The following is a 10,956-nucleotide window of genomic DNA, read 5'->3' as shown; positions in this document are numbered from 1 at the left end:
CGGTAGTGACAGGGCTGTCGGACACGACTGACAGACAGCAGAGTTCAAGCGTGCAATTTTTACCGGATGTCCAATTCTCTTGTCTGCGGAAACTGCGGAACACCCAATCGCGCGAATGCGAAGTTCTGCATCGGCTGCGCGGGACGGCTCCCCGGCCTCGCGCCGGCAGGCGGCGTTGCAGCGCAGATACCGGCGATGCAGTCCTTCGAGCGCGAACGGCCGATTGCCGCGTCGCGGCCGGAGGCGTCGCCCACGTCGTTCTGGCTGCATCTCGGGCTCGTTGGGTTGACGATGGTCATTGCCTTCGTCGCGTGGTGCATTTACGTGCTGCATGGTCGGCCCGCGCCGTGGAATCAGCGCGCCGAGACGGTGGCGCCGCAGACTGCGGAAACGCGGGACCCCGTCCGCGCGCTGCCCGTTCCGACGCCTGTGCCCGCGCCTGTCGCGCCTCCGGCCGCCGAGCCAAAGAGCACTGCCGCGCCCGAACCGCAGACGCAGGACTCCGTGACACAGGCGCTCGCACTGGCAAAGCGGCAGGCGGCTTCGGCGGGCAAGTCCGCCACGCCGGCACCCGCCGCGCAGCAACAAGCGACAGCAGTGGATCGGACGCAGCCCGCCGCTTCGCGCCCCGCATCGACCCGCACGGCCGCCATCACGCCACGCGCACGTCGCGATGCGCGGGACGTCGAGGATCCGCTCGACTACCCGGTCGTCATCCGCCGACCCAGCTCGCAGCCGGATCTCGGGCCGCCGATCGCGGCCGGGCCGGGCCCGCAATACAGCTGGACGCAGCCCGCCGCCGCCCCACGCGCCACGCAAGACCCCGGCCCGCCCATCGCCGTCGGACCGGGACCGCGCTACGAGGCGCGCCCGGAAGTGCGCGCGCCAGCTGCCGCGGTCATGCCGAGCGGCGACTCCGGCCCGCCGATCGCGATCGGCCCGGGGCCACGGTACGACTACTCGACCCCGCCGGCCCGGTAACGCTGCAGCGCCGCCTGCCAGATACTCCTCGCACTTTTTCGGCACGTGCTGTCGAAATGCCCTCTTGCGCGCCGTCATTGCAGTGAGCGATCCTGCTCGGCACATTTTTCTGCGAGGTTTCCATGCAATACATGCTCATGTTCTATCAGCCGGAATCTGAATTCCTGGAGCGCGACGAGATCACCAGCAAGGCCTATCGCGCCAGCTGGATGGATTACGTGGGCGCGATCCGCAAGTCCGGCGTCGCACTTAACGGCCACGGCCTCCACCCGCCGATGACGGGCACCACGCTGCGCGTCCGTGGCGACAAGCGCCAGGTGCAGGACGGTCCCTTCGCCGACACCAAGGAGCAGCTCGGCGGCTACTTCGTGATCGACGTCGCCGACCTCGACACCGCGCTCGAATGGGCCGCCCGGGCGCCCTGCGCGAGCACCGGTGGCGTCGAAGTGCGCCCGGTGTTCACGACCCCAATGTGACGCAGGCTGCGCAGCACGAAGCGCGAACGGCCGCCGAACGGGCCGCCGAGACGGCCGCACGCCAGTCGTACGGCCGGCTGGTCGCAATCCTTTCGGCGCGCACGCGCGACATCGCGGCGTCGGAAGATGCGCTGGCCGATGCCTTCGCGCGTGCGCTCGAACGCTGGCCGGTCGAGGGCGTGCCGGACCGGCCCGAGGCCTGGCTGCTCAGCGTCGCGCGCAACCGCACGCTCGACGCCTGGCGGCACACCCGTGTGCAGGACGACGCGGCGCAGACCCTCCTCCTGCTCGCCGATGAAGTCGCGGCGGAACCCGGCGGCGCGGAGGCGGTGCCGGACGACCGTCTGCGCCTGCTCTTCGTCTGTGCCCACCCGGCGATCGACGAGGCCGCCCGCGCGCCGCTGATGCTGCAGACGGTGCTCGGCCTCGACGCGACACGCATGGCAGGCGCCTTCCTCACCGCGCCGGCGACGCTCGGGCAGCGGCTGGTGCGGGCCAAGGCGCGCATCCGGGCCGCTGGCATTCCCTTCGAATTCCCGCGCGCGCAAGACCTGCCGCAGCGCCTGCAGGACGTGCTTGACGGCATCTACGCCGCCTACGGCACGGGGTGGGACGACGTCGACGGCGCGGACGCCAAGCAGCGCGGGCTCACGGCCGAAGCCATCGAACTCGGCCGGATCCTCTGCGGACTGATGCCGCGCGAACCCGAGCCCTGGGGGCTTCTGGCACTGATGCTGTTCTGCGAGAGCCGGGCAGCCGCCCGCCGCAGCGCTGCAGGCGATTACGTGCCGCTCGACGAGCAAGACATCACGCGGTGGGACCACGCCCTTCGCGAGCAGGCCGAGCAGGCCCTGCGCACCGCCGCGGGCCTGAGCAGGCCGGGCGCCTATCAGATGGAAGCCGCGATCCAGTCCGCGCACTGCGCGCGACGCCTTGGCGCCGAGGTGCCGCCCGACGCGCTCGTGGCGCTGTACGACGGGCTCCTCGCCCTGCGCCCCGGCCTGGGCGCACAGGTGAGCCGTGCATGCGCACTGGCCAATGCCGCCGGCCCGGCCGAGGGACTGCGCGCGCTCGACGCGTTCACATCGGCGCAAATCGCCAACTACCAGCCCTACTGGGCGGCGCGTGCGTATCTGCTGGGAGAGACGGGAAAGGTGCCGGAGGCCCGAGAGGCCTATGCGCGCGCGGCCGGTTTGAGCACGAGCCCGGCCATCCGGGCTTATCTGATGGCCGCGGCCAATCGGTTGTAAGCGGCGATCAGCCCGCGCTCTTCACCCGCAGCCAGGAGGGGAACGCGCGATCGAATTCCTGGGCGGTCACATCCTGGAGATGGTCGCAGGCGCTGAGCGGCAGCCCCACGCTCACTTCGCGATGCCAGAGCACCACGCCCGCGAGGCGATTGACGAGAATCCGCTCCTCGCGCGGCACCGGGTAGTCCGAGACGCTGCTCGGGAGCCGCTCCATGGCGACGCGGCGGCGGACTTCGACGGCCATCCAACCCTGACGTTGCTTCCTGATACAGACCGACCTGCCCAGCCAGTGCTCCAGATAGAGCTCCCGCAGCGCAAAGGCAGCGACGATGACAAGCAGAGTGGTCAACATGAAAAGTCCGCCGTAAGTTGTTGAGTTGAAAGACCTTGACCGTGGTCGAAAGATAGGCCTGCGTACCGCATGGCGCAATACGGCCAAAGCAGTAGACCCCCTATACAGATACGAACAGCGTGATTTTTGTCGCGCCGGAACAACCATCCCAGTGGCGCGGCAGAATGCCTTGCATGTGGGCGCTGCTTTCCACCTTCTCATTGCAGGAACTGCGCCATCACCCATGGCGAAATGCCGCCGCGATCGTCGCGGTGATGCTCGGGGTGGCGCTGGCCTTCTCGGTCCAGCTCATCAACGCCTCGGCGCTCGACGAGTTCTCGAGTGCGGTTCGCTCGGTCAACGGCCAGCCCGACCTGGAATTGCGCGCGGTGCAGGGCAGCTTCGATGAAGCCGTCTTCGCGAAAGTGGCAACGCATCCAATGGTGTCCCTCGCGAGCCCCGTGCTCGAAGTGCCGACGGTTGCCCTGGCGGATGGCCGGCAGATCCCGATTCGCGCGGTGGGCATCGACCCGCTGGTGCTGCCGTCGATCGCGCCCGCGCTGATGCCCAGACCGACCGAAGGCAGCGAGCGCCTTTCGCTGCTGCGGCCGGGCAATGTGTTCCTCAACGCGGCAGCGCGCAAAGCGCTCGGCGAGACGGCTGCCACCGTGCAATTGCGCGTCGGGGGCCAGTGGCAGGCGATGAAGGTTGCCGGCCAGGTGGCCGCCGGTGGCGCAGCGCTCGCGGTCATGGACATCGGCGCGGCGCAGGACCTTTTCCGTCGCGGTGGCCAGCTCACCCGCATCGACCTGCGACTGGCGCCGGGCACCGACCGCGCCGCCTTCACGCATGCCCTGCGCGAATCGCCCGGCTGGCCGCAGGGCATCCAGATCGCGGAGCCCGGCGACGCGGCGGAGCGCGTGAGCAATCTCTCGCGGGCCTATCGCGTCAACCTCACCGTGCTCGCACTGGTGGCGCTGTTCACCGGCGCCTTCCTGGTCTTCTCCGTGCTGGCCCTCAGCGTCGCGAAGCGCGCGCAGCAGTTCGCGCTGCTCGGCGTGCTGGGCCTCACGCCGCGCGGGCGGCTCGGACTGGTGCTCGCCGAATCGCTGGTGCTGGGCCTCATCGGCAGCGCGGCCGGCATCGCGCTCGGGACTGCGCTGGCCGCCTTTGCGCTGAAGGTGCTCGGCGGCGATCTCGGCGGCGGCTACTTCGAAGGCGTCGCGCCGACGCTGCGCTGGAGCTGGAGCGCGGCCCTGCTCTACGGCGCGCTCGGCGTTCTTGCGGCGCTGGTCGGCGGCTGGTGGCCGGCGCGCGCGGCGCAGGCACTGCCGGAGGCACAGACGCTGAAAGGCCTCGGCACCACGCATGCGCAACGCGGCGCACACCGGATCGCCCTGCTGCTGATCGCCGCCGGCGTGGCACTCGCCGCGGCGCCCGCGGTCTTCGGTATCCCGATCGCCGCATACCTCTCGGTCGGCTTTCTGCTGGTGGGCGGCATCACGGCGCTGCCTTGGCTGATCGCCCTGCTCTACGACCGCATCGCACCCTTCTTCTCGCAGCGCGTGCTGCCGCTGCTCGCGATCGAACGGGCGCGACGCATGCGCGGCACCGCGGCGGTCGCTGTCAGCGGCGTGGTCGCGAGCCTGAGTCTCGCTGTAGCGCTCACGGTGATGGTCGCGAGCTTCCGCGATTCCGTCACGCGGTGGCTCGACGTGGTGCTGCCGGCCGATCTCTATCTGCGCAGTGCGAGCGGCGGCAGTTCCACGAGCGAGCAGGCCTCGTTCACGCCCGCGACCGTCCAGGCCTTCGCGCAGATTCCCGGGGTCACGCGCACCGGGACGCTGCGCACGCGCGCCCTGCTGCTCGACCCATCGCGACCCGCCGTGACGCTGATCTCGCGCAGCCTCGACGACGGTGCCGATCGCTCGCTGCCGCTGCTTGGCGCGGCGCTGCCCGTGCCCGCAGGCCAGATCGGCGTCTACGTGAGCGAGGCGATGGTCGAGCTCTACGGCGCGCGCCCCGGCGCGGTCTTCGAGCCGCTCTCGCACGCGTTTGCTTCCGCATCGCCCGCGCAGCCGCCGGTCTTCTTCGTCGCGGGCATCTGGCGCGACTACGTGCGGCAGTTCGGCGCGATCACGATCGACGCCCGCGACTTCGAGCGCCTGACCGGCGACCGCAGCGTCAGTGACGTCGCGCTCTGGCTCGCGCCCGGCGCAGATGCATCGAAGGTGACGCAGACAGTGCGCGATGTCGCCGCAGAGCGGCTCGGCCCGGCCGAACCGATCGAGATCGCCTCTGTCGGCCAGATCCGCGCCACCTCGCTGCGCATCTTCGACCGCAGCTTCGCCGTCACCTACTGGCTGCAGGCGGTCGCGATCGGCATCGGCCTGTTCGGCATCGCGGCCAGCTTCAGCGCGCAGGTGCTCGCGCGACGCAAGGAATTCGGGCTCCTGGCGCACCTCGGCTTCACGCGGCGGCAGGTGCTCGCGATCGTCGCGGGCGAAGGCGCGGCATGGACCGCCATCGGCGCGATAGCGGGGCTGGTGCTCGGACTCGCGGTATCGGTGGTGCTGGTGCACGTGGTGAATCCGCAGAGCTTCCACTGGACGATGGACTTGCTGGTGCCGTGGGTGCGCCTCTTCGCGCTGTGCGCGGCGGTGCTTGCGGCCGGCACGCTCACCGCGTGGCTCGCGGGGCGTGCGGCGGCCGGCCATGACGCCGTGATGGCTGTCAAGGAAGACTGGTGAGCGACTCGCGACAATCGCCGCCATGAACGCATCGACATCCCACGACACCCGCTGGCTCGACAACGCGATCCTTCGCATCGAAGCCGACTACCAGCGCAGCGCCGATACGCACCTCATCCCGCTTCGGCTGCCGGCCTTTGCGGCGGCGGGCATCGATCTCTACCTGAAGGACGAATCGACGCATCCCACGGGAAGCCTCAAGCACCGGCTCGCGCGCTCGCTCTTTCTCTATGCGCTGTGCAATGGCTGGATCAGGGAAGGCACGACGATCGTCGAGGCATCCAGCGGCTCGACCGCGGTGAGCGAAGCCTACTTCGCTCGACTGCTCGGCCTGCCCTTCATCGCGGTCATGCCACGCAGCACCTCGCCCGAGAAGGTGACCCAGATCGAGTTCCATGGCGGAAGCTGCCATTTCGTCGAACGCGCGGACCAGGTCTACGACGAGGCACGCGCGCTCGCCGAGCGCACCGGCGGCCACTACATGGACCAGTTCACGTACGCCGAGCGCGCGACCGACTGGCGCGGCAACAACAACATCGGCGAAAGCATCTTCCAGCAGATGGCGCGCGAGCGGCATCCAGTGCCGGCATGGATCGTGGTGGGCGCAGGCACGGGCGGCACCAGCGCGACCATCGGCCGCTACGCGCGCTATCGCCGCCACCAGACGCAGGTGTGCGTCCCCGATCCGGAAGGCTCTGTCTTTGCGGACTACTACGCGAGTGGCGACGCAGCGCTCACCGCGCCCGGCTCGCGCATCGAAGGCATCGGCCGCCCGCGTGTGGAGCCGAGCTTCATCCGCGAGCTGGTGGATCGGATGATCGTGGTGCCGAACATCGATTCCGTCGCCGCGATGCGCGCGCTCTCGGCGCTCCTCGGCCGGAAGGTCGGGCCGTCGACCGGCACCAACTTCGTCGGCATGCTCGCGCTCGCGCAGGAGATGCGCGATTCGGGCCGCCAGGGTTCGATCCTCTCGCTGCTGTGCGATTCCGGTGAGCGCTACCTGCCGAGCTATCACGATGCCGACTGGGTGCGCCAGAACTTCGGCGACGTGAGCGAGGCGCAGCGCCGCATCGACGCAGCGATCGCGGCCTGAACGCTTCGCATGCACGCACGCGGACTACCGGGACTTTCGCGACGGATGCTGATGCTCGGCGCCCTTGGCGCATTGGCCGCGCCGATGGCCGCCTGGGCATTGCCGCCGCGTGAGATGCGCTTTCCGCGGGACTTCGGCAGTCACCCCGATCTCAACACCGAGTGGTGGTACATCACCGGCCATGCGCGCTCCGGTGCACGCGAGTTCGGATTTCAGCTCACCTTCTTCCGCTCGCGCATTGCCGAAACGCAGGACATGCGATCTGAATTCGCGGCGCGGCAACTGATCTTTGCGCACGCGGCCATCACCGACCTCGAAGGCCGCAAGCTCTGGCACGACCAGCGCATCGCGCGCGCGGGCTTCGGCGTCGCGTCAGCCTCGGAAGAAGACACCGACGTACGCCTGCGCAACTGGACGCTGAAGCGCGAAGGCAAGGGCTACGCCGCGCAACTGCCTGCCGATGGCTTCGCGCTCGACCTGCGCTTTGCGCCCACGCAGCCGGTGATGCTGCAAGGCGACGCGGGGCTTTCACGCAAGGGCCCTTCAGTCGAACAGGCGAGCTACTACTACAGCGAACCCCAGCTTGCGACCGAAGGCCAACTCACGGTGCAAGGCCACGCTTTCGATGTGAAAGGCACCGCATGGCTCGATCACGAATGGAGCGATGCCTACCTGCATCCCGACGCGTCGGGCTGGGACTGGATCGGCATGAACCTCTTCGATGGCAGCGCGTTGATGGCCTTCCGCATCCGGCATCGCGATGGCTCGACGCTGTGGGCCGGAGGATCGATGCGCAGTCCGGATGGGCGGATGCGTGTGTTCAGCCCAGAGGAACTGCAGTTCACGCCTGAAGGGCGATGGGTGAGCCCACGCACGAAGGGGGACTACCCGGTGCGGCTGCGCATCCAGACGCCGGTCGGCACGTTCAGCGTGCATCCGCTGCTGGACGATCAGGAGCTTGATAGCAGTGGATCGACAGGGGCGGTGTATTGGGAAGGGTTGAGCGATCTGCGGGATGCGCAGGGGCGAACTGTGGGGCGGGGGTATCTTGAGCTGACTGGGTATGTGCGCGCGCTGAAGATGTGAGGCGGCCGCAAGCCGGGTCAGCGTTCGTCCCGGACCGGACGAACCAGCCCACGCAATGCGGGCTGAAGATCCCTGAGATCCGCATAGCTCACCACGGGCGGCACGATCGGCGTCGGGCCAGTGCTCTGCTGAATCTTTCTGCCCTCGTCGCTGAACAGCGTCTGGAGGAACTTCACTGCGTTGGCTTCATTGGGCGCCCCCTTGAGGATGGTCAGTCCCCAGACGACGCGCGTTGCGGGCAGGCGCACGGATGCCTGCGAATGCTCGGTGTGGAGTCCCGGAATTTCGATGCTTACCTGCCGGTATCGCCGGTTCAGATTGGAATCGGAGAGCCCGATTTCTGGGGGGAGGCTCGCGTACCTGTAGCTCTGGGGGTTCGCGAGGTACGCCGCATAGGCGCTGTGCTCGTAGGTGAACTGATAGTCGAAGTTCTTGCCCAGGACGTCCCCGGTGCGTGTGAGGGTGTAGTGGCCGACAAGCGTGTTGTAGAGGTTCGGCACCTGATAGCGGCGCTCGGCCAATTGGAAGATGAGGTCGGAGCGGTAGCCGCTCGGGTCAAGGAACGGATTCGAGCCGCCGATGAGCACGCCGCTCTGCGTCAACTGGCTGTACCAGTCGCTCGCCACGGGCGGAACCTGCGCGGGTGGGTTGAAGGCAACGTTCGGCGCAGCGATCGTCGACGCGTTCTTGCTCGCTGTGTTGTACGCCAGGACCATCGCGCCCTGCGCAAAAGTGATGCTGTAGTCCGCATAGCCGGCCGGCTTCAGCAGCGCATCGATATCTTCGGCATCGGCACTGGCGTAGATGTCGCACGGTTCCTTGCCGGCGGTCACGCGACGCGCGGCGTCAACGCTTCCTGCGGCAACATCCACCACGCAGACCCCGGTTTGCGCCGTGAAGAGCTTCTCGACTTGCGAGAACGCAGCGGTAAGACTTCCCGCGTGATAGACGATGACCTGTGGCGCCCCCGGAGGGCACGCAGACTGCGCGGCGGCAGACCCACTCACGGCCGAAAGAAGGACTGCAGCCGAACCCAGAATCTCTTGTCGAGCATGCATCGGAATGCCTCCGGTTGATGAGAGTTGGTGGTGGCAAGACCTCGTCTAATCCCGCGCGGATCTGATACTTGGTTGCGCTTCGGACTGCAAACAGTGCGCTCGAAGCCGCCTCAGGGCTCTGTACATCACATCACGCTCTTCCTGTGACAACGACCGGATGGCCGTCGCCTGTCGTTCACGAGCGATCGGAATCGCGTCCTGATACAGCGCCTGCCCGGATGGCGTGATCGCGCACCACACCTTCCTGCGGGGCGTATCGCCCTCGCCTTCTACCCGAACGAGACCGCGACTCTGCAGCACCTTGACCGTCCGGCTGACCAATGCCTTGTCCGATTCGGATTGCATCACGAGGTCGGCAAACGAGATGCGACAGTGGTGGGCGATCAGCGACAGCAGGCGCCACTCGGACACCGTCAGGCCGAACTGCTGCACGTAGGGAACCGTGATGGTGCGGCGCAGTGCGCTCCCGACCTGGCTCATCAATGTGGTGATGAAGGTATCGACCGACAGGCCATCGCCGTCCGCGTCCAGGTCGATCCAGGGCGAGGAGCCGTCCCGAGCGCTCACGCGTGCCTCAGGCAAAGGTGCGATCCGGCGGTCGGCTGCCGCTGAATCCATTCGCTGCTGGCAGCCGCGACGAAGCTCGCGAGGCTCGCGGTGCGAAGCGGCGTGAATGGGATTCCCAGCCGGACGCAGTGGCGCTTGATGCTTCCGGCGGAATCGTGATCGATGCAATCCACGGGGAAGACCACCCGATCGGCCCACGCAATGTCCGCCGCCAGTTGGCCTTTTCGATCTTCGAACCCGCCGTCATGGCGGCGCAATTCCCCACCATTGCGTTCGACCCACTCCTGAATGGCGTTCGCGGAACTTGGCCGACCGCCGACATACAGCAGACGGCGACCTCCGAGCTCGGCCGGCGCGATCGCTGCATCCGCGCTTTCCTCGGAGAGCCAACGGTGCAATTGGGCATCCGCCGCGTGCAGTTCGCCCACCACCTGCTGCAGCTTCAGCCGCAGATGGTCCATCTCCGCTTTGAGCTCGTCGACTTCCTGAACCGCTCTCGCTGCACGCTGCTCTGCATGTTCGCGCCTCTGCGTGTGCAGGGCGACCTGCTCTGACGGCGTATCGGCAGGAGACTCAGGCCGCACCGCCGTCCGTGCCCGCAATTCCTCGATCTCGGAACGGGCCACGCGTAGCAGGGTCGCGGTCTGCTGGTGCTCCTGATCCGTCCGGTCATGGGTCTCCACGAGACGCTGATAGCGATCCTGCAATTGCGCGTGCTGCGCTCGGAGCTGGTCATTCTCGGCCTGCAGGAAGACTCGCTGCCGAAGGTCCGCACGCGTGGAAGCACCCATCAGGTGCGACAGCATGTGAACTTCGCCAAAGACCTCTTGCCGCACGGCGCCCGACGCGTGTCGATGCGACAGCACAGCCCAGTAGGCCGCGGGCACCTCCCCGCGCTGATGGAACTCGCGCCAGAGCGCCCGCACGTCCTGCTCATTCCTGGCCTTGGCAAAGCGTCTCAGCACGGCATCGAAACGCGCGTCCAGCGCCTTGTGCAACGCGCGCGCCACCTGCGCATCGCTGCCCGCGAGTCGCACAGCTTCGTGGTGCAGATCGAGATCGGTGGCGTCTTGCACGTCCACGAAGCGCGCCAGGACCTTTCGGAGATCCGCATCGGTGAGGCAGGTGCCGACGATCGAGCAATGCAGATGGGTGTCGAGATCGCCCAGTCGTACACGCGCTGCCGCGGGCTCGACGTCGGCCGGCCGTGGCATCTCGGGTTCTGCCGCCCATCGGCCGGCGAGTTCGCCGGCCACGCGGCCCATCGGGAAGTTCGGCCGGATTGCCGGACGAGCCTGAGAAAAGTTGTTCATGCGAAGTAGGAAGAAGTCGCCAGCGCTCGGCCGTAATATACGGCTTGGCAT

10 protein-coding genes are annotated in these 10,956 nt (G+C 67.9%); 6 read left to right on the top strand and 4 right to left on the bottom strand.

Translation table 11 applies throughout. The annotated features are described in order from the left end of the window. The first annotated feature begins 66 nt into the window (after positions 1 to 66). From FHW64_RS11100 to FHW64_RS11090, 3 genes are all read left to right on the top strand, one after another. Positions 67 to 981 carry a zinc ribbon domain-containing protein gene (locus FHW64_RS11100; RefSeq protein ID WP_184525939.1) on the top strand — a complete coding sequence of 305 codons (915 nt, stop codon included), beginning with the start codon at positions 67 to 69 and terminating at the stop codon, positions 979 to 981. A 122-nt stretch (positions 982 to 1,103) separates the two neighbouring features. Beyond that, complete coding sequence (locus FHW64_RS11095) at positions 1,104 to 1,457, top strand: YciI family protein (protein ID WP_184525938.1); 354 nt, start codon at positions 1,104 to 1,106, stop codon at positions 1,455 to 1,457. Beyond that, positions 1,454 to 2,707, top strand: a complete 1,254-nt coding sequence (locus FHW64_RS11090) for a DUF6596 domain-containing protein (protein WP_311733283.1) — start codon at positions 1,454 to 1,456, stop codon at positions 2,705 to 2,707. The genes FHW64_RS11095 and FHW64_RS11090 overlap by 4 nt, the downstream gene beginning before the upstream one ends. Positions 2,708 to 2,714: 7 nt before the next feature. Here FHW64_RS11090 and FHW64_RS11085 read toward each other — a convergent pair whose 3' ends face one another. Then, positions 2,715 to 3,059, bottom strand: coding sequence for a hypothetical protein (locus tag FHW64_RS11085; RefSeq protein ID WP_184525934.1), 345 nt, complete (start codon positions 3,057 to 3,059; stop codon positions 2,715 to 2,717). A 173-nt stretch (positions 3,060 to 3,232) separates the two neighbouring features. Here FHW64_RS11085 and FHW64_RS11080 point away from each other — a divergent pair, with 173 nt between their 5' ends. Genes FHW64_RS11080 through FHW64_RS11070 form a run of 3 tightly spaced genes read left to right on the top strand, consistent with a single transcriptional unit; the run spans position 3,233 to position 7,967 of the window. Beyond that, positions 3,233 to 5,788, top strand: a complete 2,556-nt coding sequence (locus FHW64_RS11080; protein ID WP_184525932.1) for an ABC transporter permease — start codon at positions 3,233 to 3,235, stop codon at positions 5,786 to 5,788. A gap of 22 nt (positions 5,789 to 5,810) precedes the next feature. Then, on the top strand, positions 5,811 to 6,881 hold the full coding sequence (locus FHW64_RS11075) for a PLP-dependent cysteine synthase family protein (protein ID WP_184525930.1): 1,071 nt from the start codon (positions 5,811 to 5,813) through the stop codon (positions 6,879 to 6,881). A gap of 51 nt (positions 6,882 to 6,932) precedes the next feature. Continuing rightward, on the top strand, positions 6,933 to 7,967 hold the full coding sequence (locus tag FHW64_RS11070; protein WP_260303739.1) for a carotenoid 1,2-hydratase: 1,035 nt from the start codon (positions 6,933 to 6,935) through the stop codon (positions 7,965 to 7,967). Positions 7,968 to 7,984: 17 nt separating this feature from the next. Here FHW64_RS11070 and FHW64_RS11065 read toward each other — a convergent pair whose 3' ends face one another. The 3 genes from FHW64_RS11065 to FHW64_RS11055 are packed head-to-tail and all read right to left on the bottom strand — an operon-like array spanning position 7,985 to position 10,905. After that, positions 7,985 to 9,025, bottom strand: coding sequence for a substrate-binding domain-containing protein (locus FHW64_RS11065; protein WP_184525927.1), 1,041 nt, complete (start codon positions 9,023 to 9,025; stop codon positions 7,985 to 7,987). A 45-nt stretch (positions 9,026 to 9,070) separates the two neighbouring features. Continuing rightward, a complete protein-coding gene (locus FHW64_RS11060; RefSeq protein ID WP_311733282.1) occupies positions 9,071 to 9,592 on the bottom strand; it encodes a MarR family transcriptional regulator in 522 nt (173 codons plus the stop codon). Further along, on the bottom strand, positions 9,589 to 10,905 hold the full coding sequence (locus tag FHW64_RS11055) for a DUF2325 domain-containing protein (RefSeq protein ID WP_184525923.1): 1,317 nt from the start codon (positions 10,903 to 10,905) through the stop codon (positions 9,589 to 9,591). Before FHW64_RS11055 ends, FHW64_RS11060 begins: the two co-directional genes overlap by 4 nt. Positions 10,906 to 10,956: the final 51 nt, after the last annotated feature.

It is taken from the genome of Variovorax sp. Sphag1AA, from assembly GCF_014192575.1.
In the GTDB taxonomy this organism is placed as follows: Bacteria; Pseudomonadota; Gammaproteobacteria; order Burkholderiales; family Burkholderiaceae_C; genus Variovorax.
Note: the sequence above shows the minus strand (reverse complement) of the source record. Positions and strands in the feature narration are given on the sequence as shown.